The following is a 24,235-nucleotide window of genomic DNA, read 5'->3' as shown; positions in this document are numbered from 1 at the left end:
TATGGCTAAGATAAGAAGCCAAAGAAATGTATTTAATGATTAGAAAAGAAGACTATATTAGTATCTAAGAAATTGATAATTATTACAGTGGAAAACTGTAATTTGATTATAACTATATTGTACAAGGAGGAATAATATGAATCGTTCAAAACAACTTGGTGAAAAAAATATTGGAAAATTGCTCATAGAATTCTCTATTCCTGCCATTATAGGTATGTTAGTGAATGCCCTCTATAATATTGTGGATAGAATTTTTATCGGTAAAGGGGTAGGTAGTTTAGGTATTGCAGGAATATTTGTAGGATATCCTATTTCTTTAATACTTATGGCCTTTGGAATGCTTATTGGACTTGGAGGAAATGCATTAGTTTCTATAAAGCTAGGACAAAAAAAAGAAGAAGAAGCTGAAAAAATCCTTGGAAATTCATTCACTTTATTACTTTTAATTTCCCTAGGTGTTGGTATACTAGGCCTCTTAACTTTAGAACCACTTCTAAAAGCTTTTGGTGCTAGTGAAACGATTCTTCCTTATTCTGTAGATTATATGAAAATCATTTTACTTGGAGCACCACTCCAAGCCATAGGATTTGGACTAAATAACTTTATTAGAGGAGAAGGAAATCCTAAAATGGCCATGGGGACTATGCTTATAGGTGCCATATTAAATACTATTTTAGACCCTATATTTATATTCATATTTAATATGGGAATCAAAGGAGCTGCCCTTGCAACTATTATATCTCAAGGAGCTTCTAGTATATGGGTTTTAAGTTACTTTTTCAAAGGCAAAGGTCTCCTTAAATTAAAAGGTGAAAATTTGAAATTAAAAAAATCTATAATAAAAGAAATAATCTCTATTGGATTAGCTCCATTTAGTATGCAAATTGCAGCAAGTATGGTAACTGTTCTTTTAAATAATAATCTTAAAAACTACGGAGGAGATATAGCTACATCTAGTATGGCAGTTATAAATAGTATTACCATGTTAGTGCTTATGCCTATATTTGGAATTAACCAAGGAGCTCAACCTATTATAGGATATAACTATGGTGCGAAAAAATATGATAGAGTAAAAGAAACTTTAAAACTGGCTGTTCTATTTGCAACAATCATAGTAACTATAGGATTTATATTTACTCAAACAATTCCTGAAAAACTAATAGGTTTATTTGGTAAAAATGAAAAGGAGTTAATACAGGTGGCTTCTAGAGCTATGAGAATTAATCTATCTATGTTGCCTATAATAGGATTTCAAATTGTAAGTTCTAATTATTTTCAAGCTATAGGTAAACCAAAACAGGCTATGTTTCTAAGTCTATCAAGACAAGTATTAGTCCTTATACCAGCTTTAATAATACTTCCAAAGTTTTTCCAATTAACTGGAGTTTGGTTAGCCGGACCTGTGTCAGATGTAATTGCCTCTATAATTACAGCCCAATTTCTTATTAAAGACTTAAAACACTTGGGAAAAGAATCGACTAATCAAAACCCTAGAATAAATGAAAATTAAAAGCTAATATAAGTTCTCCACTTATATTAGCTTTTAATTATATCTATAAAGTTTTTAGTAATCTTTGCAGTCATTCCCCATATAATATAATCATTATATTCATAAAAATAAACTGAATACTTACCTTTATCCCAATAATAGCCTTTGCCATTTGGAATCTTATCATAAGGAAAATCTTCCCCAATAACAGCTTCTAAATCTATATAATGAACTTTAGGTTCTGTTTCCATAAAAAAGTTAATTGGTACAGTAAAAATATGATCAACTTCATCTCTGCTATAATCGATACATTCAGACTTCATATTTTCTAAAACTCCTAAAAAAGGATATATGGAAATATTTGCATGAGAGACCAAATAATCTAACTCACCTATAACATTGATATTCTTAGCTCTTATATTAAGCTCTTCACAAGTTTCTCTTATAGCAGCTTCCTTAAAAGTCTCACCATATTCTACTCTTCCCCCTGGGAAAGAAATCTCTCCTGGTTGTCTTTTTAAGTTCTTAGCCCTCACCTCATAAATTAATTCTAATTGTCCATTTCTTTCTATAATTGGAACTAAGACTCCATAATTATACATTATATCTAATGGTTTAGACCTTCTATATTCAAACTTTTGTTTGATTTTCTCTAATTTCATTAATTAGTACACCTCTAATTAATATTTTCATATAGTCCTACTATAATATTCCTAAGTTTAAGTATATATAAGTTTTACTTATATATCAATATAATTATAATTTTAAAATCTCAATAAAACTAAGCGGTCAAAACTGACCGCTTAGTTTTAATTCTACAATTATTATTATTCAATGGATCTATCCTTCTAATAAATCTTCTCCTTCATCCCAATCTACCGGGCAAAGTCCACCAGTTTGTAAAGCTTTCAAAACTCTTAATGTTTCATCTACACTTCTGCCAACATTAAGATCATGTACAACAGAATAGCGAACTACTCCTTCAGGATCTATTATAAATAATCCTCTAAGAGCTACACCATCCTCTTCAATTAAAATACCAAAATCCTTAGCTACCTTCTTAGTCATATCTGAAGCAATAGGGAATTTAACTTTTCCTAAATCTCCCTTTATCCATGCCTTATGTGAATGTTCACTATCTACACTTACCGCTAAAACTTCTGCTCCAACTTCTTTAAAATCCTCATATCTATCACTATAACCTGTTATTTCAGTTGGACAAACAAATGTAAAATCTGCTGGATAAAAGAACATTACAAGCCATTTTCCTTTATAATCATCTAGACTAACAGTGATAAACTCTTCACCATCACCTGTAACAGCATTCATTTTAAAATCCGGTGAATCCATTCCTACTAATCTTTCCATAATATATTTACCTCCTAATTTTTCTTTATTTTAATGTTATTATATATATTCCCATATATAATATGTTTTAAACAAAATTATTATATGATAATCAATTTCATAATTTTTTTATATAAAAAATAGCCTTAACCCTTTAAAACACTCGGTTAAGACTATTAAAATTAATTATTTATTTCTCTTTTTTAAACAAATTTTTAAGCCAATTAATAAATCCACTTTTTCCTTCTTCTTTATTTTCAATATCTAATTCTTCTTTTTCTTCTTCTCCTTTAATTTGTTCGGTCTTCATAACAAACTTAACACTGCTTTCCATTTCCTCACTAGCACCTGTAAAGCTATTATATTCTTTTGATAAGTTGATAAGCTCATCTTTAGTGTCCATTATTGTATCTATATCTAAATCACTTTCATCTATTCTTTTGCTAATTTCAGAAATTCCTTCTTTGTGGAATTTATTCATTCCTTCATCTAACTCTTTTGCACCATTCTTCAACTGATCAGAACCATCTTTCAGTTTCATACCACCATTTGAAAGTTCACCAGTTCCTTTTGAAAGAGCATCTGCTCCAGTATAAAGTTGACCTGCACCATTATCTAATTGACCCAAGCCATTAGTTAACTTACCTGCTCCAGTTGATAATTCTTTTGAACCATTTGAAAGTTGTTTTGTACCATCATTTGCCTTACTTGCACCTGCATTTAAATCATTTGCTCCTTTAGCTAAATCTTTTCCACCTTTATTAAGTTTACCAGTAGCATTACTCAATTCCTTACTTCCAGCGTTAAGTTGACTAATTCCCCCTGATATTTGTTTTTGTCCTTCATTTACTTTTCCTAATCCAGTACTTAATTGTACTGAAGCTGCTTGAGCTTGTTTTATACCTTTTTCTACCTCTTCAGCACCAACTATAAGTTGATTGCTAGAATCTTTTAACCCTTCTAGTGCCATTCTTTGTTTTTGTAAACCTTCCCCGATCTTTTCTGCAATAACTGAAGCTCCTGGTACTTTTTTAAGTTCTTTTACTCCTGCATCTAAACTATCCATTCCATTTAATAATATTTCTATTACTTTTAACTCTTTTTCTTTTCCTGCTTTAATTTTTTCTAAACCCTTAATAGCCTCCCCTAAACCATTTGTTAAGTCTTCTTGACCTTTTTGAATTTTAGCTGTATTATCTACTACACCTTTCATACCATTATCCAATTTTTCGGTTTGTTCAGGCATGCCCTTTACTTTTTCATCTAATTGACTAAGGCCATTTGACAGTTGATTTGCTCCTTGACGATTCTTTTTAGTACCATCTTCCAATTTTTGAGTTCCTTTTCCTAATTCATTAGCACCTTGAGCTAAAGCTCCTGCTCCCTTGCTTATTTCTTGACTTCCCTTATATGAAGCATCTACTCCATCTTTTAGTTGTTTTGTTCCATCTCTTAAATCATTAGCTCCAGTATTTACTTTTCCTACTCCATTTACAAACTCATCTATACCACCACTTAAGCTTATTTGTCCTTCATAAAGTTTACCTGTAGCTTCACTTAATTTTTCACTAGCTTCTTTAATTTTTTCTATTCCATCTATTAATTCATCTAAATCCTCTGCACTACTTATATCATCTATTTCTGGAATCTCACTAGTGGTTGTAATAACTATTGGACTCATCTCAAAATCTGTAACATCTGCTTCTACTTCTAAGAAGTTTGGAATATCTAATGTATCTTTATCTAAATCTAAACTTTCCTTTATTCCTGGTAATGATATATAAGTTATTACTTGGTTGTTACCATCAGAAATTAATTTTCCACTATTTATATTTACATTTTTAAATTTATCTAATGGCATATTCATTACTGCTACTGTAACAAAAGGAGTATATAATGTCTTTTGTTTTCCATTTTTCATACTTACAACATGACTATCTTTATTTTTAACTTCTAACTTTATTTTAACTCTTCCTGATTTACCTGCTATATCTTTAGGTTCCACTTCTTTTTCATTTAAATAATATTTAACTTCTACATCTACTGGTAAATCTTTATTAGTTTTTCCTTGATAGAATATATCTTTCTCGTCAGTTTCCCATACTATTTTATCTCCATCTATCTTTGGTTCTTCTTCGCCTTTTACATTCTTTATTTCTTTTAAGGTACTTTTATCTCTAACTTTCCCTAAAGATGTATCTGAATGAAGCCATATACTAGATGTTTTTTCTATAGGAGCTCCTTTCTCATCTAAATTTACATAAACAGTTTCTTCTTTTGACACTTTGCCACTTGCAAAGGAAAAACTAGGTATTATCATAGCAACAACTATTGCTAAGCTTAGTATTTTTATAACTTTACTATTTATTTTCATATATTATCCTTCCTTTCTCTGCTGTATCAACAGTACCTTTACCCCAATTTTTAGATGTTTTTCTTATAAACCCTTCACTTACCAACAACACTCCTGGTAGTATAAATAGAATAACTCCTGTACTTATTAAGGCTCCTCTAGCTATCATGCCACTCAAACTTTTTACTATTTCCATATCTGAAATAACTGCTACTCCAACTGTAGAACCAAAGAAAGTTAATCCACTAGTAAATATAGATTTAGAAGATTCTCGTACTGATATTTCCATAGCTTCAAATTTATTATAACCATTTCTTATTTCTTCTCTAAATCTAGTTGTTAGAAGTATAGCATAGTCAACTGTAGCCCCTAGTTGAATTGAACCAATAACTATAGATGAAATAAAAGGTATCGAGTTATTCATATAGTAAGGTATTGCCATGTTTATAAATATAGCTAGCTCTATTACCAATACTAGAAGCAATGGAATAGATATAGATGTAAATACTAAAAGTATAATGAAGAATACAGCCAATATAGATATAACATTTACACGTTTAAAGTCTTCATCGGCAATATTAACTAAGTCTTTTGTCAATACTCCTTCACCTGTAACTAAAGTTCTACTATCATATTTCTTAGTTATTTCATGGACAGCAGCTACTTGAGTATTTTCCTCATCTGTTGCTGCTTTAAAACTAGAGTTTACAAGAATTAATTTATATCCTCCCTGTTCAAATTTATCTTTTACTTCTTTTGGAATGAAATTATCTGGAATACCTGGTCCAACAAATTTATCATAACTTATAACTTTTTCTATACCTTCTAGCTTTTCAATATCATCTACCATGCTTTTTATTTTATAGCTTGGCATATCACTAGGCACTAAAATCATATGAGTAGTCATCATGTTGTACTCATTTTTTAATTTAGAAAATCCTACTATAGAATCCATATCCCTTGGTAAAGACTCATCTAAGTTGTAATATACTTCATTGTTTCTCTCACCATAAAATGCAGGTAAGAATATCAGTAAAGCTATTATAATAAACAATTTATAATGCTTAGTTACAAGTTTAGACAATCCATTAAACTCTGGAAGTAATGTCTTATGACTAAATCTATGAATTACCTTATCAAACACTAGCATTAATGCTGGCAATACTGTTAAAACTGATATAACCCCTAGAAAGACTCCCTTAGCCATTACAAGACCAATATCTTTTCCTATAGTAAGTTCCATAAATGCTATTGCTAAAAAACCTGCTATAGTAGTTAAAGAACTTCCCATTATAGAAGCTGCAGTTTTTTCAATAGCATTAGCCATAGCTTGATTTTTATCATCTATTTTTCTACTTTCTTCTTCAAATCTATGAAGCAAAAATATAGAATAATCCATCGTAACCCCTAATTGTAGTACTGCAGCCAATGATTTAGTTATATAGGATATTTGTCCAAATATAATATTGGTTCCAAAGTTGTACATTATGGAATAACCAATGCTTATAAGTATTATAAAAGGTACTACTGTTGATTCTAATGTTAAGGCCAATACCAATACAGCCAATGCAACTGCTAATCCTACATATATTGGTGTTTGTTTATCAGCTAATTCCACTGTATCTTTAAGTACTGCAGCCATTCCACTTAAGAAACATTGCTTATTTAATACTCCTCTTATTTCAGTTATAGCATTTTGGGTAATATCTGATGAAGACTCATTGCCAAATTGAATCATTAATAAAGTAGAGTTTTCTCTGTAGAATATATCTTTTAACTCTTCTGGCAATGCTTCTTTAGGTATAGCAGTATCTACAAAATCATCTACCCATATAACCTTTTCTACACCTTCTATACCAGATATTTTATCTTTAATTTTTACTACATGTTTTTCTTCCATATTCTCTATAACAAGAAAAGACGTAGATGAATTTTCAAATACATCATTTAATATTTCCTGTCCTTTTACAGATTCCAATTTGTTTGGTAAATAGGTTAAAATATCATAATTTATCTTTGTCTTAGCCATGCCATAAAAGGATGGCAAAAGTAAGAACGTTGCAATAAGCAAGACTAGTTTTCTATGTTTTGCTATAAAATGTCCAAATTTGTTCATTGAATCATCTCCCATATTTTATATTATTTTCTTTATAGTTTTAAAGAGTATAGGCTTCATATTATCTATATCTGTAGGCTCATTAAGTACAATACAACTATAACAAACAGAGCCCGTTATCTCTATGATCATAAAAAGTACTTTTTCTACCTCCTCCTTATCTAAATCTTGAAAGCCTTCTTCAAACATATAAAATATCTCATTTATTTCTTCATAGTCTTTATATGCTTTTTTAATAACCCCCCAAGAAAGATTTTTGTAAATCAACTTTAACAACAATTTATTTTCTTTTAAGTATTCTATAATACAATCTATAAAGTGAAAAAGTTTCTCTTCAAAGTTTGGAAATTCTGTCAAATTAGTTTTGTTAATAGCCAAACTTAAGATTTCAGCACTTTTATCCAGGATTATTTTATCTAACACATCATATTTATCCTTAAAGTAAAGATAAAAAGTTCCTTTGGCTACTCCTGCTTTTTTTACTATGTCACTAATTGCTGTATTATGAATGCCTTTTGTAGTAAATAAATCATAGGCGGCAGCATAAAGAGAACTCTCTTTTTCTTTTTTATTCTTTTGTATTTTTGACATTTAGCCGCATACCACCTTTCAATAATAAATAATGACCAACGGTCATTATTTATTATTATAATACTATAATGACCGTTGGTCAACTTTTTTATCCCTTTTTTTATTAAGTTTTTTTAATTATTTCTCAATGCCGTTCAGAAAAGGTTTTCTTAATATTATTTTTTAAAAGAGTTTTTTCTCATATTCTAATGAGAAAAAACTCTTTTCTTGATTATATATCCAATATCTTTATTTTCATTTTCTATATTTTCCAGATAATCATGTACGTCTTTATTAAAAGGTATATATTTATCAAAAATTATTAACTCTACCCCCTTCCTTGCTTCATTTACTACAAACTTTTCATCAGGCTCTATTCCATACTTGTTATAGTCTTCTATTATTAAGCATAATGCATCTATTGCTTTATCAATATTAAAGTTCTTGTTTTTAAGTTTATAAAAATCTATTTCCCCATCTAAATAATAGTTTTCTTTTCTTCTAGCTTCATCCAATATATTTTTTGTAAGTCCTATAATACATTTTCCTCCTATACAAGAGCCACATATTTTTTCTCCTAAACATATATTATCTACAGCTTCTTTAAGCTCCTGAGTCTGTATATACAATGTAGCAGCTACTTCCTTCATAACTGACTTCTGTCCAATTCTTCTCAAACATAATAACTTTCTAACTAATACAAATACTATTATAGATATTACAATAAAGTAAATTATTATATTCGTATAGGTTAAATATCTTTGCGGCAACATTTGAAATAACTTTAAAGTACCAAATGTTAGAAAAACCAAAGATGAAATAACTTTAATTAAAATATCTGGTATTTTCTCACCTATTTTACTTCCAACAAAAATTCCCAAACCACTTGTAGCTATCATTCCTAAAGTAGTACCAAATAAAATAAATATAGTATAATTTCCTTCCGCAGCTAAAGTCATTGCAGTAAGTTGAGTTTTATCTCCTAATTCCCCTACAAAAAATGCTAGTGCTACAGTAATTATAGGCCCAAAACTTTTTTTATCAAAATGATTTTCTTCATCTTCCTCACTTCTTAAAGCTAATATACCAAATATGACAAATAATGCCCCAGCTATAATCTGGACTAAATCCAATGGAATCAATTTAGAAAGATACCTTCCTAAAATAATTGCCATGCCATGGTTTAAAAAAACTCCCAATAGTACTCCAAGTAATACCTCCCTCACCTTATACTGAGTAGCAAAAGTCATAGCTATAATTTGAGTTTTATCCCCCATTTCAGCAGCAAATATAAGAAAAAATGATCTTAACAATTCTGTTAACAAGTAATTCTCCTCCTTTTCTCCTTCATAAAAAAAGACTTTTAGTTTAATAAGGCTTAGTATTCCCTATTAAACTAAAAGTCTCGCTCCTCTTTTTAATAAAGAGTAAATAGGACCAGGTATTTATACCAGCATGTTGACCCTATTTGCAAAGTATATTGCAGCTACTCCCTCTTAGTTAAAATTTTTATTATCATACATTATATACTATATACTACTTATCTTCAACAGCTTTAGCCATTCTTTCTTTATTTACTTCCATTATCTTATTATTTATATATTCATATCCCTTTGGTGAATGAGGAATAAGACAGTTTGTACAATCTTTAATACCTTTATAATTTTGATGATTTCCTCCACATTCCTCTAAAAAATAAAGAGGACAGTAACAAAATAAACAACTAAACTCTTCTTCATTTTTCACCTTATGACATGGAAAATACTTACAAGCAATATTTCTATAAAATTTATATGAATTTTCCATAACTATTCTCCTCTCCTACTATATTTTCTGATTAATTTTTCTATATCTTCTAAATTTTCTATCCCACTTTCTTCAGTTCTTCCAATTACTATTGGAGTTATTCCTAACTCTTTACAAGCATTTATTCGCTCCAATGTTCCTCCACTTTTTCCACTATCTTTCATAACTACATAATCTGCATCGTATTCATGGAATATACTTTTATTAAAATTAGTAGAAAATGGTCCTAGCATAGCTACAATATCCTTCATGTGTACATTATATTTCCTACATTCTTCTATACTTTCTAATGCTGGCAATATCCTGTATATAAATCTATTTTGTCCTCTTACTTTTTCAAAGTCTCCTATATTTTTAGAGCCTGTAGTAAAAAATACAGTTCCTGATATGTTTTTCAAATAAGATATACATTCATCATAGCTTTTTAGATACACTGCCCAAGAAGGTATCTCTGTTTGACTTCTAATATACCTAATATATTTTATATTTTTCATATCAGAAACCTTTTTTGCATTTTTACTTACTATTTTTGCATAGGGATGAGACAAATCCACTATAAACTCTATATTTTTATCTTCAACAAATTCAAGCATTTCATCTAAATTCATTCTTCCTATTATTAATTTAGGAGAATCTATAAACTGTCTTTCACTTTCTGTTGCACTTGTTATTACAAAATCTTCTATATCTTCTATTTTATTTACAAGACGTCTAGCTTCACTAGTCCCTCCTATTATCCATATCAAAGATTATACCCCCTAGGAGTTATCATATGACCGTTTTCTACGTAAGTCTTGCTATTTCCTACTATTAATACAGATAGCATGTCTATTCTTTCATAATCTATATCATCTAAAGTAGTTATAAATTGTTCTTGTCCACTTCTTCCAGAGTTTTTAACAATCCCAACAGGTGTTGAAGGTAATTTATGTTTAAGCATTATTTCTACTGCTTTCTCTATATGTTTTTTTCTTCCTCTACTTCTAGGATTATATATAGTTATAACAAAGTCTGCTTCAGATGCCTTTTCAATCCTTTTTTCAATTAACTCCCAAGGTGTTAAAAGGTCACTTAGACTAATGGAACAAAAATCATGCATAATAGGAGAACCTAATTCTCCTGCTGCGGAAAAAGCTGCTGTAACTCCTGGTACTATTTCTACATCTATATCGGTTGCCATCTCTAAAATTGGACCTGCCATACCGTAAAGGCCAGCATCTCCTGTACTTACAATAGCAGTATCTTTTCCGTTCTTTACAGATTCAATAGCTGCCTTACATCTTTCTAATTCTCCTTTCATTCCTGTAGATATTATTTCCTTTCCTTCTACAAGCTCTTCTAAATATTCAATATAAGGGGTATATCCTACTATTACCTGAGAATTTTTTACAGCATTCACAGCCCTAAATGTCATATCCTCTCTTCCACCTGGACCTATTCCTACTACATATAATTTAGCCATAATTTACCTCCCTTGAAATCGCTATCGTAATTCCATTACATTTAGTCTTTTTAACAATTATTTGACCTCCTGAAAGATAGGCACAAGGCTCACTTACAGAAGATACTCCTATAGTCTTCTTTACAAAAGAACTTTTTTCAAACATTTTTTCCACTTTCTCTATCTCTCTTATGGTAAAAATATTCATAGGACAGTCAAAATACTTACTAGCTTCTATAATTCCAACTTCATCTTTTTTTATTTCTACTGTTCCTATAGATTTTATAGAATTCTTCGAAAGATTGTTTCTATCTAAAGTTTCTAATATTGCTTTAATTATTCTTTCTCCTTCCACTCCTTTTCTACACCCTATACCAATATTTAAATTTTTAGGCCTTAAAATAGTATGAGGTATTTCTAAAGCTATATTTTGAGTAGAAGTAACCAATATAAGTCCATCTATTTCATCTTTTAAATCTTCTATTTCATCTAAACTATCTATAGCTAGTATATTGTCATAATAAATAATTTCTTTCATATCAGAATAGAAACCAATCTTTTTACCATTTACCATCATAGCTGTAATATCTTTTACAGATTCCATATCTTCCATTAAATATCCCATTTTCATAGCAAATACATCTATAGCTTCTATACCTCTACTATCTGAAGCTGTAGTTATAATTGGCTTTGCTTTTAATATATCAGCTATCCATTTACATAAAAAATTTCCTCCACCTATATGCCCTGACAATAGACTTATAGAAAATCTCCCTAAATCATCTACCACCACTATTGCTGGATCTACAGTTTTATCTACTATATATGGTGCCATCATTCTTACTGCTATTCCAGTAGCAGATATGAAAACTATACCATCATATTCTTTTACAATATCTTTAAAAATGTTCTTAATTCCGCCCTTGATTTCATGATTTATATAATGATGGATTTCAACACCGTTATTCGATTTAAAACCAGATAACTTCCCTCCAATTTTTCTACCATTGTCTGTAAAGGATAAACAAGCTACTTTCATTTAGAAGCCTTCCTATATTCATGAGTAAATCCTGGATCATAAAGTTTAGATCTTTCATAATCTCCTGATATAAAATCCCCTACAAGTATTTGAGCCGTTTTTGTAATTCCTTCTTTTTTGACTTTTTCTCCAATATTTTTCAAAGTCCCTATTACAATTTTTTCATCTTCCCAAGTGGCTTTATATACTACTGCAATTGGTACATCTTCTCTTCCATATCCCCTTTTTAATTTATCCACTACATTATCTATTTGTTGGACTGAAAGGAATATAGCCATAGAAGCACCATAGGAAGCCAATTTTTCTAGATCTTCATTTTCCGGTACACTAGTTCTGCCTTCTATTCTAGTAAGTATGACTGTTTGGCTAACTTCTGGAAGAGTAAATTCTTTTTTTATAGCTGAACAAGCAGCAGTAAAAGAGCTAACACCTGGTATTACTTCATAGGAAATCTTCTTTTCATCTAAAATATCCATCTGCTCCCTTATAGCACCATAGATAGTAGGATCACCTGTATGAAGTCTGACTACTTTCAATCCTTTATCTAGTCCATCCTCCATCACATCTATTACCTCTTCTAAAGTCATAGAAGCGCTGTTGTAAAATTGACATTCTTCTTTACAAAAATTTAGATGTTCTTTCGATACCAAGCTTCCTGCATATATAACAATATCTGCTTCTTCTAAAAGTTTTCTTCCTTTAATAGTTATTAAATCCACATCTCCAGGACCTGCTCCTACAAAACTAATCATCTTTCTCTCTCCTTCCAAATATAAATGAAATATAATCCTCATCTTCTAATATATCTTCCTTATCCATCAATATCTGCTCTTCTTTAAGACTACATCTTTTAACATAAGTATATGAAAAATTCTTCTTTTCAAAAGTGTCTATAATAGATTCCTTATTTTTTGTAGTTTTTAAAATACACACTGAATCAACCTTTTCTAATATTTCTTCATCTTTCATTTCATCAAGTAATAAAAACTTATCCCCTTTTACAGTAATAGGGTTTTTTGATTTTGAAGCTCCTGCTAAAAAAGAAGTTATACCTGGAACTACCTCTACTTCCACTCCCATTTCTTCTATATTTTCCATTAAATATATAAAAGTACTATATACCATAGGATCTCCAATAGTTAGAAAAGCTCCCGATTTTCCTTCTGGTATTTCTTTTTTTATTATTTCTGCTGCATTCTCATAATCTTCTTTTTTAACCTTTCCCATAGGAAAATCTATTAGAACTATTCTTTTTCCCTGGATAAAATCTTTAGCTGTATCTAAAGCCATATTCTTTCCATTATTATTAGGAGCAAATATTATATCTGCTTCCTCCATAACTCTTACTGCTTTCAATGTTAGATATTCTTTATTTCCTGGGCCCGTTCCTATACCAAATAATTTCTTCATCTCTTCACTCCTTTTACTAAGAATATTGGATTATTTCCCTTCATAAGACCTACACTACTTATTTTAGCCGTTTGAACAAGTCTTGCCTCTATGTCTTTATAATTATATTTCTCTAAAAGTTCTATAAACTGATTTAAATTCTTTAAAGTAACAAAATTAGCACAAACTATGCCTTCTCTTTCTAAATATTTTTCAAGATAATCAAATATATCTTCTAATTTTCCACCACTTCCACCAATAAAGCATTTATTAAACTTTATATGGGGAATACTATCTGGAGCCTGTCCTTCAATTATTTTTATATCTACTTTAAACTTTTCACTATTCTTTTTTATTAATTCTATGCCCTCTTCTTCTTTCTCTACTGCCCAAACTTCTGCACCTTGAAGAGCTCCTTCTATAGATATAGAGCCTGTACCAGCTCCTATATCTAATAGTATATCTCCTTCTTCTATAGAAAGAAGTACAATAGTTAAAGCTCTTATATCAAATTTAGTCATAGGGATATTTCCCCTTATAAACTTTTCATCTTTAATCCATTTCATTCTCTATCACCACCACTGCCAAAGGGGATATATCTTCTATATCATCTCCAATATCAGCCAATACAATTTTTTCATCATCATAGGATAAATTAAATCCTGCATATATTTTACCTTTAACACCTAGACTATTTAAAGCTTTCGATATCTTTGATGGAGTATTATTTTTGTCTGTAAGGATTATTGTAAGAGGATTATTTTTTACATTATCTAAACCTTCGTCTCTACCATGGAGAGATAAAAAATTTGCATATTGCCAACTTTTCTTAAGCTTTCCCATCATATACTGGAAAGAAGATATTCCTGGAAGTACATTGTCCACCTCTATGCATTTCTTCTTTAAATACTCTAATATACCATAGAAACAAGGATCTCCAGAAGCCAATATTAGTACATTTTCTTTCCTATCTAAAATATCTAATACCTCGCTTACACTTTTAATTTCTATATAGTCTTTTCTTAGATTCCCAAGTGAACGTGAGACTCTCCCAAAAGCTATTACAGTTTCAGTTTTTTCTATAGCTTCTTTTACTTCACCTGTAACTAATTTTGGATTTCCTGGTCCTATTCCAGCTACCGTTATCAAATAAATACACCTCTTTCCATAGAGTATATAATTACCTCTACATCATAATCCTCGTCTTTTAAATATTTTTTTATTCTTTCTTCACATCCTCTTTCCATGTCATAAATTACTTCCTCATAACCTTCTTCTAGACAAATATTTAAAGCTTCTTCTGCTGTTATTGCATTACTTATCTTTTCCATAACTTTCATATTTGCACCTCTTAGTGCTAAATAATATATGAAAGCCTCCATTCTTCCATCACAAACTTTGCTATGAGTATTAAATACTCCTATAGATAGTTTAGCAAATTTACCTATATGTCCTATTAAAGTCATAGATTTAAAACCCTTATTATACATATAAAGAATACTATCTCCTATATAATTTGAAATTTTAACTTTGCCGCCTTTAAGTTTAAGAGAATCTGCTATTTTTTCTCCATAATTTCCTGGCACTAAAATTATATTATCTCTTCCTTCTCTTTCCATAACTGCGTCAGCTTCAAGGTATATAGTTTTTATAAGAGCCTCTTCTGACATAGGATATACTATACCTTTGGTACCTATAATAGAAATACCGTCTTCTACTCCTATATTTTTATTGTAAGTTTTTTTAGCAATTTCCCTTCCCATAGGTGCATATATAACTACATCATATCCAGAGTCTGATACTTTCCTAATCTCTTTTTTTATCATTTTTCTTGGTACAGGATTTATAGCTGCCGAGCCTATTTCACCAAATAATCCTTTTCTTTTTATTCTCCCTATACCTTCTCCTCCATCTATAACAACTTTTCCATCTTTTCTTTTTCTAACTTTAGCACATATATCCATGCCATCAGTTGCATCTGGATCATCTCCTCCATCCTTTACAATGCAACAAGAGGCCCATCCACTTTCTATTTTTAAATTCTTTAATTCAAGCTTCAATCTTATGCCAGCCGGTGTATCTATTTCCACAAAAGATGGTTTTTTTCCTTCAAGAAGTTGGGCTGCTCCTTTAGCCGCTCCAGCAGCACAACTTCCTGTAGTATAACCACATCTTAATCTTTTTCCTTCTTTTATGACATACATCTCTCCATCATTCATCTTCCCACCACCATGTATAAAAGAGCATTTACAATTGAAGCTGCTACATTGCTACCCCCTTTTGTTCCCACAGTAGATATGGAAGGTATGTTATATTTTCTCAGTTCTTCTCTCGATTCTTTAGCTCCTACAAATCCTACTGGAACCCCTATAACAAATTTAGGATCTGTCTTACCAGCATCAACAAGTTCTAAAATCCTAAACAATGCAGTAGGAGCATTTCCTATAACAAACATATCTATTCCTTCAGATACTGCTAAATCTATTGCGCAAGCAGATCTAGTTGTTCCTAATTCTTTTGAAAGTTTTTTAGCTCTTTCATCATCTATAAAATATTTTAATTCACAACCTGTTTTAGACAGTGCAGTTTTATTTATACCTGAATAAGCCATTTTAGTATCTGTATATATAGTTCCTCCACTTTTAATTGCAGATATAGCATTGTTTAAAAAATCTCCTTTAAACTCTACTATATTTCTATAATCAAAATCTCCTGTAGTATGGATCATTCTTTTAACAACTATTTTCTCTTCAGGAGAAAAGTTGGTATCACCCATTACATCTTCTATAATGTCCATACTCTTGTTTTCTATTTCCATAGGTTTTTTTATATACATTCTATTATTACCTACCTTTCCATATTGTTTTCTACATTGTCCAATAAATAATTGAATGCCTTCATATTGCTAAAAAAATGTATATGAGGATATCCTGCTAAAACATTTTTATATTCATATCCACAACTCCAACTCCTCTTTCCTATAGGTTTTTTTATACGATATATTTCTTCACCATCTATATTTGTAATAGATTTATGAAATTCATTAGCATTTAAAATATCGCCCTTTTCACCTAACATACAATCTTTTAAAAGCTCTATATTTATATAGCCAAACCTTTGAAGTCTATTGGTCATAGTGCTACTACCTTTAAATATATTGCACATTTCACTGCCTTCAATATCCCTTACAAGGTACATAAAACCTCCACATTCCCCATAAATATATCCACCATCTTCTGCAAAAGTTTTTATAGATTTCAACATACTCTTATTTTTTGAAAGCTCATCTTTAAACACTTCTGGATATCCTCCACCTAGATACAATAAATCACATGATGGCAATTCCTTATCTTTAAGAGGAGAAAAGTACACTACATTACATGTGTTTTCAAGAAGCTTCAAGTTTTCTATATAGTAAAATGAAAATGCTTTGTCATAAGCTACGGCTACTGTAATATCTCTTTTTCTTGGATAAATAAATTTAGGAACTTCTACAACCTTCATAAGTTTCATAATCTCATCTATATCTACACTTTTTTCTATATGAATAGAGGCCTTTTCTATAATGTCCTCAATATTTTCTAATTCTTCTGTTTGGATTAGACCTAAATGTCTGCTTTCTATATCTAATTCACTATCTTTTTCTACAAAACCTAAAACCTTTATCCCCACATATTTTTCTATTTGCTCTTTAAGTAATATATACATAGCTTTCGTTACTTTATTTAAAATAACTCCTTTAATTTTAGAGCCTTCAAAATCTACCATTCCTTTTATCTTGGGAATTACAGAAAACATTTCTCCACCAGGAGTATAAACCAATACAGCATTTACATCTAATTTTTTTGATATGTCGAAAGATGAGTTTTCAAAAGTATTATATATTCCATCAAAATATCCCATGGCACCTTCTATGATTCCATATTCTCCATCGCCCATAGCAATAGCCGATTTTATTCCATCTACTCCCATTAAATGAATATCTAAATTTCCCGGTCTTTTTCCTGATGCCTTTCCTAAAAAACTTGTATCTATATAATCTGGCCCTGTTTTATAACCACATACATCAATTTTTCTTTTCTTTAATGCCCTAATAAGTCCTAAAGTTATTAAGGTTTTTCCACTACCACTAGAAGGGGCTGTTATCATTAACATCTTCATATTATAACCTCTCCAATTCTTTAAAGGATTTTATAAGCCTTAAGTTTTTATCTCTATCCTTAATAGCAACTCTAATATAACTTTTGTCTAAGCCATCAAAACTCGAACATTTTCTTACAACTAATCCATCTTTAAGAAACTTGTGGAAAACAAATTCTTCATCCCAATTTAAGAGCTTTATAAGTATATAATTGGTATGAGTAGTATATAGTTTTATTCCTTCTATTTTTGAAAGCTCTTCTAACAAGAATTTTCTTTCAGCTTCTATATATCTTTTACTTTTATCTATATAATCTTTACAATTAAATATATATCTCCCTGCACAATCAGCCAGTGCATTTACACTCCAAGGTAATTCTATTTTCTTATACTCTTCTACCATATCTTTAGAAGTACAAGCATATCCCAATCTTATTCCTGGCAATGCAAAAAATTTAGTTGCTGCCCTTATAATTCCTACTCCTTTAAAATCTTCATCACTAAAAATGTCTATACTATCATAATCCTCTGGACAAAACTCAAAAAACGCTTCATCTAATAGTAAAAATCCACCTTTTGCTCTTACTATTTTATAAGCTTTCTTTAATTCATCAATTTCAATTCTAAGTCCAGTAGGATTATTAGGATTGCCTAAAACTAATAGATCTCCTTCCATCATATTTTCTTCAAGATTCTCTAAATCTAAAGAAAAATCTTCTAAATAATTTAGTTTCAAAACTTCTTTACCAAATACTCTCGCCCTATCTTCATATTCCGAAAAAGAAGGAATAAATATAATCACCCTTTTAAACAAGTGAATTATATTATTTATTATTTCAACTGCTCCATTTCCTACAATTACATTTTCTATGTTACACTTTAAATACTCTGATATAGCTTTTCTAAGATATCTATATTGAATGTCTGGATAACTTATAAGGGTATTAAAAGAATTTATAAGTTCTCTCTTCAACCCTTCAGGAGGACCTAAGGGATTAATATTACTGCTAAAATCTATAAGTTCTCCTTGATAATAATCAGCATAACTAATTAAATCTCCACCATGTTTCATCTTTTTCCCACCTTTTTACATAAAGCCAATGATCATATATATAAATAACAAAAGTAGTTCTCCTCTGTACATAATATCAATAGTACTTTTTATATCTTCTTTTTCTATAATTTTATTTTTATCTCCAATAGTTGGCTTTTCTACTAATTTTCCAAAATAATAACTACTTCCTCCAAGCTGTATATTTAAGAGTCCTGCTACAGCCCCTTCTGGATAAGCACTATTAGGGCTTTTATGATTTTTCCTATCCCTTAACATTATTTTAAATCCATTCACTACATCATATTTAAATATAGAAGAAACACACATGAGTATTCCTGACAATCTTGCAGGTATATAGTTAAATACATCATCTATTCTTGCTGGAAAACAGCCTAAGTCTATATATTTTTCATTCATATACCCTAGCATAGAATCCATAGTATTTACCATCTTATACATTAATCCTCCAGGAGCTCCTAAAATAAATATATAAAATAATGGGGCTATAACTCCATCAGAAGTATTTTCTGCTATGGTTTCTATATCTGCTTTTATAATCTCTTCTTTACTTAAGCTTTTTGTATCTCTTCCTACAATATAAGAAAGTTTTTCCCTAGCATCCTCTATACCATTGTTAAAGGCATGGTAAACCTTCATAGCTTCTTTATGAAGACATTTTGCAGCAATACATGTATATATTAAATAGATGTTTATAATATGGTATATAATCTTGTATTTTCTTATGGATTTTAATAGTATAAAAGGAAGAAAAAAAGCCATAGTTATGTTGATAAAAGCTATTAAAAAGCCGGCTGTTTTTAGGCCTTTTTTACTTTTAAATATTTTTCTTACAAATTTATCTTCAACTGAAATTATATTTCCCATGAGTTTAACTGGATGTGGAAAACTATAAGGATCCCCTATTAAAAAGTCTAAAATAACTGCTATTACAATGTCTAACATTTATTTCACCTACATTATTTGATTATTTATTAAGCAATGAATAGATATAATCCATATCTATATTTTCTCTAACTATGCGGGCTAATTTCCGTATTTCTTCTTCTTTTTCACTATCATCTTGTTTTTTATTATTACATTCTTTTTCATAGTCCGAAAGACTATCTTCATCTTCTAATTCTAAATGCACATATGGTATAGTTCCAACTACTGGAATATCCAATAGCTCTTCTATCATTTGAATTCCTGGCTCTAAAAGAGATTTATCTCCTCTAAATTTATTAATGACTAATCCTTTAACCCTTTTTCTCTCTTCTTCTTCTAATAACATTACTGTTCCATATAAAGAAGCAAAAACTCCTCCCCTATCTATATCAGCTACTAATAATACAGGTGCATCTGCCATTTCAGCCATTCCCATATTCACAATATCGTTTTGCTTTAAATTTATTTCTGCTGGACTTCCTGCACCTTCTATAACCACTATGTCATATTGGCTTTCAGCTTCATCAAAAGTTTCTTTAATCATAGATTTTAAACTATTTTTAAATTTAAAATACTCTACGGCACCCATATTTTCATATAACTTACCTTTTATAAATACTTGACTTTTCCTATCACTCGTAGGCTTTAGAAGTATAGGATTCATATTTGGACTTGGTTCAAGTTGAGCTGCAAAAGCTTGTAATACTTGGGCAGTGCTTATCTCTAAACCCTCTGAAGTAATATATGATTTAGAAGACATATTTTGCGATTTAAAAGGAAAAACACTATATTCATCTTCCTTAAATATTCTACATAAAGCAGTACATAACATACTTTTACCTGCTGAAGAAGTTGTTCCTTGTACCATAATTGTTGCCATATTTTCACCTCCAAAAAAAATAAAAGAGAACTTCTCTCGAAGTCCTCTTGTTTTATAAAAAAGTTCAATATTTCCCCAGTTTATGAACTAGATAAACAAGCACTTTCTTTCCCTCCGAAAGAATGCTTTCAACTTAGGCAGGTTTCCTGACTTACGGTTCAACCTCCTTCCTCCTTCCCAGCCAAGAGCTAGTGGATTGTGGAATTTGTCACCGTTTACAGTAGCGGGGGCTGTAGTGGGCTTTCACCACTTTCCCTTTTAACCATTAAAGGCACCTCAGTATCTATTTTATTTTCCATTATCTATTATATAATATCATTTTTTATATTTTTGTGTCAAATATAAATTGTTGCATAATCACTTTACTAAGTAAATTTATTCTCTATATCCTAAAAATTATATCTGCTACCCTTTTTATTATATCTTCTCTATTGAAAACAGAGAGAAAATCCACTTTATTAACTATCTTATAGAAAATATTCTTCTCTTCTAATTCTCTATTTCTATGTTCTTTTTTAACTATATTAAGAAAGTCATCATAATTGTATACCTTAAATCTTTCTATATTGTAAATAATGGCAAGTTCTTCAAGAAAACTAATAGCTATTTCCTCATAAGTATTTTCTTTTTTCAGACCTAAAACATCACTTATCCTTGGAATTATATGCTCAAATAACGCTCTCCTATAAGGTATATCCCCAATACCGAGTATCTCTCCTATTTCAATAATTTTATTCTCTTCTGTATTTAGGAATATATCTATAAAATAATCTTCATCTTTTTTAGATTCAATATAGTATTTATATCCTTTAAGACCTTTTAATGCTTTTAGTCCATCATAATAACCTAGTTTTAAATTTTTCCTAGCTACTTCTCCATCAAAATCTAATGTTTTACCTAAATCATCATTGGGAGATATGTAGATTATATTTAGGCCACTGTTATCATTTTTCTTTAGTCTTCCAGGCCCATGAGTTCTTATAGCTATTATATCTTTATATCCTTTATTAGATAAAAGATTTATAGGAAGATTATTATATATGCCTCCATCTATATACATTTTACCATTAATTTTTTCTTTTTTAAATGCAGGGAAATATGCACTAGCAAGCAAATATTCAACTAATTTTCCTTCTGGAATATCTTCAATATATAACTCTAAAGGCTTTAAATCTGTAAGAGAAACTGTAACTATTCCAAAATCTTTGCCTGAATTCCTTATTTTATCTTCATCTACTAATTCAAACAAAAGATCTTTCAAGGGAGTTACATCTATACCTTTTTCATTTATTACTCCCTTTATCCTTTCACTTAAAGACTTTATATCTTCCTTAGTTAATTTACCTTTTTTTAGCTTTTTCATTTCAATGTCATCAGCATTCATTACCTTCGAATAACACATATTATACCAAAGTTCATAAGCTTTTTCAAAATCATCTTGAGCTATTGCAGCACCATTTAAAGCTCCCACCGATGTACCTGCTACCCCTCCAATTTCTATATTCATATCCTTTATTGCTTTATATGCTCCAATATGATAAGCTCCTTTTGCTCCTCCACCTTCCAATACTAATCCATACATTAAATCACCCTCTTATAATTTTATATTTTAAAATAAAGTAGTGTCTATTTTTTGTCAATATTGTTTTGAATATCCTCATTGATTTTTTCTTGCCCTTAATAAACTTGTTAGACTCAAACTTTTAATAATATCCTCTACTCTATCTTCAATAATATTATCTTTAGTTATTGATACTATATCCTCCATAGAAAGATATGCCGACATAAGAGCATTCTCAGTATTTGTTCTAATTTTTAAACTACATCCTTCCTTTACTTCATCACATATTATTCCTGTAACTCCTCCGCACATGTTCTTAATTGATCCCTCTATGTTCTTTATTGGCCCGCCCAATATATAAGTAATTCCTGCACTAGCACCTATTGCTGCTAATGAAGTTCCACATAATGGAGATACTATACTCACCCATTGTCTTATATATATTGTAATTAAACAAGATATAGCCACTCCTCTTATTATTTTTTCTTCCTCTACATTCTTAAACTTTCCTGTCATAGCTACTGGAACTATAGCTTGAATACCTTTATTTCCACTCCCCATCAATGTCATAGTACTACTTCCTAAACCAGCCATTCTAGCATCCGAAGCAGCTGTTGTGTATAAACAAACTTTATTAATTAAATCATCTTTTACTACACCCTTTTCCATTAAACTATTAAGGCCAAATGCTACACCCCTATCTAGCTTTTTATTGATACCCTTTTCAGCAAGTGACAGATTCATCTCAATAGCTTCTCTAATAAAATCTAATTCCTCTATAGGTATTTTTTCTATTTCTTCTATAATTTCATTAATTGTTACCTTAGTTATATCTATTATTTCTTCTTTTGCTTTTTCTTGTTTATAAAATATAACCTTATCATCTTTAATGATTTTCACAATATTTTGATAACTATCAATTACCAACACTTCTGCCCATTCGTCTTTTCCATATACTTTAACATCTATGTAAAATTTATTTATATATTTTACATCTACATTTACTTTTTCTTTAATTATCAAATTTTCTGCTTTGTTAATTATTTTTCTATCTATATCTTGGAAAAGGGTTAATTCTTTTTGTGAATTTTTAAGAATAGCCCCTAAACTAGCAGCTAGCTTTATTCCGTATTTATCTGTATTTGGTATTGTAACACCATGGGCATTTTTAAATAACCCAATATCTATAACTAAATCTAATTTTTCCACTTCCTCATCTATTAATTCACTAGCTTTTGCACAAGCTAGTCCAATACTTGCAATTTCTGTGCAGCCTAAACCTTCTTTTAGCTCCTTATTTAACAATTCAACAAATTTGTTGACATACACTTCAAAACCATCTCCTTATATTATTCGACCTAACCAAGTTAAAATATAATTTTCTTGTCTTCTCCATATATATTATAGCAGTAATATCTATCTATTTAATGCTATTTTCACAAAAATAAAATATAAAAGTTGGCTAAATAATATTATTTAGCCAACTTTTATATGAAAACACATCTAATATAATTTTTATCCTTCAAGCTTTGAAGTACAATGAGGACATCTTGTTGCTTCTATAGGTATTTCTGAAAAACAGAATTCGCACTTCTTGGAAGTTACTGGTTCAGGTTCTTTATCCTTCCTTAACTTATTAATCTGTCTGATAACTAAGAAAAGAGAAAAAGAAATTATTAAAAACTCAATAACTACATTTAAAAAAACTCCATAATTTATAGTAGCTGCTCCTGCACTTTTAGCTTCTTGCAAAGTTGCATACCTTGTCCCATCAAGACTTATAAAAAAGTTTGAAAAATCAACTTTTCCAATAATTCCTCCAATTATAGGCATAATAATATCATTAACTAATGACGATACGATTTTTCCAAAAGCACCACCTATAATCACACCTATAGCTAAATCTATTACGCTCCCTTTTACTGCAAATTCCTTAAATTCCTTAAACATATAATCTCTCCCATCTTAAAACTTACTACTGAAACTCCCACGGCTAAAGCCGATGGGGTTCTTAGGTACTATATAGATTTCTTTAATACTCTCACTATATTAAATATAGTTACAACGCATTAAAACTATCTATTTTCCCTAAGACTTTCACTATC

24 protein-coding genes and 1 riboswitch are annotated in these 24,235 nt (G+C 30.0%); of the genes, 1 reads left to right on the top strand and 23 read right to left on the bottom strand.

What is annotated here, in order from left to right; all coding sequences use genetic code 11:
* The first annotated feature begins 136 nt into the window (after positions 1–136).
* A complete protein-coding gene (locus FYJ27_RS11985) occupies positions 137–1,510 on the top strand; it encodes an MATE family efflux transporter (RefSeq protein ID WP_154485062.1) in 1,374 nt (457 codons plus the stop codon).
* 26 nt (positions 1,511–1,536) lie between these two features.
* Here the strand turns inward: FYJ27_RS11985 and FYJ27_RS11980 are convergent, their stop codons facing one another.
* From FYJ27_RS11980 to mscL, 23 genes are all read right to left on the bottom strand, one after another.
* Positions 1,537–2,151: an NUDIX hydrolase gene (locus tag FYJ27_RS11980; RefSeq protein ID WP_154485061.1), complete on the bottom strand. Its 615-nt coding sequence runs from the start codon at positions 2,149–2,151 to the stop codon at positions 1,537–1,539.
* A 178-nt stretch (positions 2,152–2,329) separates the two neighbouring features.
* Complete coding sequence (locus tag FYJ27_RS11975; protein ID WP_154485060.1) at positions 2,330–2,857, bottom strand: peroxiredoxin; 528 nt, start codon at positions 2,855–2,857, stop codon at positions 2,330–2,332.
* 169 nt (positions 2,858–3,026) lie between these two features.
* Entirely contained in the window at positions 3,027–5,210 is a 2,184-nt protein-coding gene (locus FYJ27_RS11970) for a YhgE/Pip domain-containing protein (RefSeq protein ID WP_154485059.1), read from the bottom strand.
* Entirely contained in the window at positions 5,197–7,305 is a 2,109-nt protein-coding gene (locus tag FYJ27_RS11965) for an efflux RND transporter permease subunit (protein WP_154485058.1), read from the bottom strand. Before FYJ27_RS11965 ends, FYJ27_RS11970 begins: the two co-directional genes overlap by 14 nt.
* An 18-nt stretch (positions 7,306–7,323) precedes the next feature.
* Positions 7,324–7,896, bottom strand: a complete 573-nt coding sequence (locus tag FYJ27_RS11960; protein WP_154485057.1) for a TetR/AcrR family transcriptional regulator — start codon at positions 7,894–7,896, stop codon at positions 7,324–7,326.
* 185 nt (positions 7,897–8,081) lie between these two features.
* Positions 8,082–9,200: a TMEM165/GDT1 family protein gene (locus FYJ27_RS11955; RefSeq protein ID WP_154485056.1), complete on the bottom strand. Its 1,119-nt coding sequence runs from the start codon at positions 9,198–9,200 to the stop codon at positions 8,082–8,084.
* A 211-nt stretch (positions 9,201–9,411) separates the two neighbouring features.
* Entirely contained in the window at positions 9,412–9,681 is a 270-nt protein-coding gene (locus FYJ27_RS11950) for a cysteine-rich small domain-containing protein (RefSeq protein ID WP_154485055.1), read from the bottom strand.
* A gap of 2 nt (positions 9,682–9,683) precedes the next feature.
* Positions 9,684–10,427, bottom strand: coding sequence for a precorrin-6A reductase (gene cobK / locus FYJ27_RS11945; RefSeq protein ID WP_154485054.1), 744 nt, complete (start codon positions 10,425–10,427; stop codon positions 9,684–9,686).
* Complete coding sequence (cobJ, locus tag FYJ27_RS11940; protein WP_154485053.1) at positions 10,424–11,143, bottom strand: precorrin-3B C(17)-methyltransferase; 720 nt, start codon at positions 11,141–11,143, stop codon at positions 10,424–10,426. Before cobJ ends, cobK begins: the two co-directional genes overlap by 4 nt.
* Positions 11,136–12,161: a cobalt-precorrin 5A hydrolase gene (gene cbiG, locus FYJ27_RS11935; protein WP_154485052.1), complete on the bottom strand. Its 1,026-nt coding sequence runs from the start codon at positions 12,159–12,161 to the stop codon at positions 11,136–11,138. Before cbiG ends, cobJ begins: the two co-directional genes overlap by 8 nt.
* On the bottom strand, positions 12,158–12,913 hold the full coding sequence (gene cobM, locus FYJ27_RS11930) for a precorrin-4 C(11)-methyltransferase (protein WP_154485051.1): 756 nt from the start codon (positions 12,911–12,913) through the stop codon (positions 12,158–12,160). The genes cbiG and cobM overlap by 4 nt, the downstream gene beginning before the upstream one ends.
* On the bottom strand, positions 12,906–13,571 hold the full coding sequence (gene cobI, locus FYJ27_RS11925; RefSeq protein WP_154485050.1) for a precorrin-2 C(20)-methyltransferase: 666 nt from the start codon (positions 13,569–13,571) through the stop codon (positions 12,906–12,908). The genes cobM and cobI overlap by 8 nt, the downstream gene beginning before the upstream one ends.
* The gene (cbiT, locus tag FYJ27_RS11920; protein WP_154485049.1) at positions 13,568–14,116 is read right to left on the bottom strand and encodes a precorrin-6Y C5,15-methyltransferase (decarboxylating) subunit CbiT; all 549 of its coding nucleotides are present in this window, start codon (positions 14,114–14,116) and stop codon (positions 13,568–13,570) included. The genes cobI and cbiT overlap by 4 nt, the downstream gene beginning before the upstream one ends.
* Positions 14,103–14,699 carry a precorrin-6y C5,15-methyltransferase (decarboxylating) subunit CbiE gene (gene cbiE / locus FYJ27_RS11915; protein ID WP_154485048.1) on the bottom strand — a complete coding sequence of 199 codons (597 nt, stop codon included), beginning with the start codon at positions 14,697–14,699 and terminating at the stop codon, positions 14,103–14,105. Before cbiE ends, cbiT begins: the two co-directional genes overlap by 14 nt.
* Entirely contained in the window at positions 14,696–15,769 is a 1,074-nt protein-coding gene (gene cbiD / locus FYJ27_RS11910; RefSeq protein ID WP_154485047.1) for a cobalt-precorrin-5B (C(1))-methyltransferase CbiD, read from the bottom strand. Before cbiD ends, cbiE begins: the two co-directional genes overlap by 4 nt.
* Positions 15,766–16,386, bottom strand: coding sequence for a precorrin-8X methylmutase (locus FYJ27_RS11905; RefSeq protein WP_154485046.1), 621 nt, complete (start codon positions 16,384–16,386; stop codon positions 15,766–15,768). The genes cbiD and FYJ27_RS11905 overlap by 4 nt, the downstream gene beginning before the upstream one ends.
* A gap of 11 nt (positions 16,387–16,397) precedes the next feature.
* Positions 16,398–17,711, bottom strand: a complete 1,314-nt coding sequence (locus FYJ27_RS11900) for a cobyrinate a,c-diamide synthase (RefSeq protein ID WP_154485045.1) — start codon at positions 17,709–17,711, stop codon at positions 16,398–16,400.
* Position 17,712: 1 nt separating this feature from the next.
* On the bottom strand, positions 17,713–18,762 hold the full coding sequence (locus tag FYJ27_RS11895) for a pyridoxal phosphate-dependent aminotransferase (protein WP_154485044.1): 1,050 nt from the start codon (positions 18,760–18,762) through the stop codon (positions 17,713–17,715).
* Positions 18,763–18,777: 15 nt separating this feature from the next.
* Positions 18,778–19,707: an adenosylcobinamide-phosphate synthase CbiB gene (gene cbiB / locus FYJ27_RS11890; RefSeq protein WP_154485043.1), complete on the bottom strand. Its 930-nt coding sequence runs from the start codon at positions 19,705–19,707 to the stop codon at positions 18,778–18,780.
* A 22-nt stretch (positions 19,708–19,729) separates the two neighbouring features.
* Positions 19,730–20,569: a cobyric acid synthase gene (locus FYJ27_RS11885; RefSeq protein WP_154485042.1), complete on the bottom strand. Its 840-nt coding sequence runs from the start codon at positions 20,567–20,569 to the stop codon at positions 19,730–19,732.
* Between the two features lie 119 nt (positions 20,570–20,688).
* Positions 20,689–20,863: riboswitch (cobalamin riboswitch) on the bottom strand.
* Between the two features lie 88 nt (positions 20,864–20,951).
* Positions 20,952–22,151 (bottom strand): patatin-like phospholipase family protein, encoded by a 1,200-nt coding sequence (locus tag FYJ27_RS11880; protein WP_154485041.1) that lies wholly within the window; start codon positions 22,149–22,151, stop codon positions 20,952–20,954.
* Positions 22,152–22,226: 75 nt separating this feature from the next.
* On the bottom strand, positions 22,227–23,459 hold the full coding sequence (locus FYJ27_RS12820) for an L-cysteine desulfidase family protein (protein ID WP_154485040.1): 1,233 nt from the start codon (positions 23,457–23,459) through the stop codon (positions 22,227–22,229).
* 186 nt (positions 23,460–23,645) lie between these two features.
* Positions 23,646–24,080 carry a large conductance mechanosensitive channel protein MscL gene (gene mscL, locus FYJ27_RS11870; protein WP_154485039.1) on the bottom strand — a complete coding sequence of 145 codons (435 nt, stop codon included), beginning with the start codon at positions 24,078–24,080 and terminating at the stop codon, positions 23,646–23,648.
* Positions 24,081–24,235 lie beyond the last annotated feature (155 nt).

It is taken from the genome of Anaerosalibacter bizertensis, from assembly GCF_009696605.1.
Lineage (GTDB): Bacteria > Bacillota > Clostridia > Tissierellales > Sporanaerobacteraceae > Anaerosalibacter > Anaerosalibacter bizertensis.
The sequence above is the reverse complement of the archived record's forward strand: the minus strand, read 5'-3'. Positions and strand labels throughout refer to the sequence as shown.

What these genes read in the sequence shown, in the direction of transcription:
- FYJ27_RS11960 (WP_154485057.1), bottom strand. Translation starts at nt 7,896, where the DNA reads ATGTCAAAAATACAAAAGAATAAAAAAGAAAAAGAGAGTTCTCTTTAT.
- cobJ (WP_154485053.1), bottom strand. Translation starts at nt 11,143, where the DNA reads ATGGCTAAATTATATGTAGTAGGAATAGGTCCAGGTGGAAGAGAGGAT.
- FYJ27_RS11880 (WP_154485041.1), bottom strand. Translation starts at nt 22,151, where the DNA reads ATGTATGGATTAGTATTGGAAGGTGGAGGAGCAAAAGGAGCTTATCAT.
- cbiB (WP_154485043.1), bottom strand. Translation starts at nt 19,707, where the DNA reads ATGTTAGACATTGTAATAGCAGTTATTTTAGACTTTTTAATAGGGGAT.
- FYJ27_RS11965 (WP_154485058.1), bottom strand. Translation starts at nt 7,305, where the DNA reads ATGAACAAATTTGGACATTTTATAGCAAAACATAGAAAACTAGTCTTG.
- FYJ27_RS11970 (WP_154485059.1), bottom strand. Translation starts at nt 5,210, where the DNA reads ATGAAAATAAATAGTAAAGTTATAAAAATACTAAGCTTAGCAATAGTT.
- FYJ27_RS11975 (WP_154485060.1), bottom strand. Translation starts at nt 2,857, where the DNA reads ATGGAAAGATTAGTAGGAATGGATTCACCGGATTTTAAAATGAATGCT.
- cbiT (WP_154485049.1), bottom strand. Translation starts at nt 14,116, where the DNA reads ATGAAATGGATTAAAGATGAAAAGTTTATAAGGGGAAATATCCCTATG.
- FYJ27_RS11950 (WP_154485055.1), bottom strand. Translation starts at nt 9,681, where the DNA reads ATGGAAAATTCATATAAATTTTATAGAAATATTGCTTGTAAGTATTTT.
- FYJ27_RS11895 (WP_154485044.1), bottom strand. Translation starts at nt 18,762, where the DNA reads ATGAAACATGGTGGAGATTTAATTAGTTATGCTGATTATTATCAAGGA.
- cobI (WP_154485050.1), bottom strand. Translation starts at nt 13,571, where the DNA reads ATGAAGAAATTATTTGGTATAGGAACGGGCCCAGGAAATAAAGAATAT.
- FYJ27_RS11980 (WP_154485061.1), bottom strand. Translation starts at nt 2,151, where the DNA reads ATGAAATTAGAGAAAATCAAACAAAAGTTTGAATATAGAAGGTCTAAA.
- cobM (WP_154485051.1), bottom strand. Translation starts at nt 12,913, where the DNA reads ATGATTAGTTTTGTAGGAGCAGGTCCTGGAGATGTGGATTTAATAACT.
- cbiG (WP_154485052.1), bottom strand. Translation starts at nt 12,161, where the DNA reads ATGAAAGTAGCTTGTTTATCCTTTACAGACAATGGTAGAAAAATTGGA.
- FYJ27_RS11900 (WP_154485045.1), bottom strand. Translation starts at nt 17,711, where the DNA reads ATGAAGATGTTAATGATAACAGCCCCTTCTAGTGGTAGTGGAAAAACC.
- cbiD (WP_154485047.1), bottom strand. Translation starts at nt 15,769, where the DNA reads ATGAATGATGGAGAGATGTATGTCATAAAAGAAGGAAAAAGATTAAGA.
- FYJ27_RS11905 (WP_154485046.1), bottom strand. Translation starts at nt 16,386, where the DNA reads ATGTATATAAAAAAACCTATGGAAATAGAAAACAAGAGTATGGACATT.
- FYJ27_RS11985 (WP_154485062.1), top strand. Translation starts at nt 137, where the DNA reads ATGAATCGTTCAAAACAACTTGGTGAAAAAAATATTGGAAAATTGCTC.
- FYJ27_RS11885 (WP_154485042.1), bottom strand. Translation starts at nt 20,569, where the DNA reads ATGGCAACAATTATGGTACAAGGAACAACTTCTTCAGCAGGTAAAAGT.
- mscL (WP_154485039.1), bottom strand. Translation starts at nt 24,080, where the DNA reads ATGTTTAAGGAATTTAAGGAATTTGCAGTAAAAGGGAGCGTAATAGAT.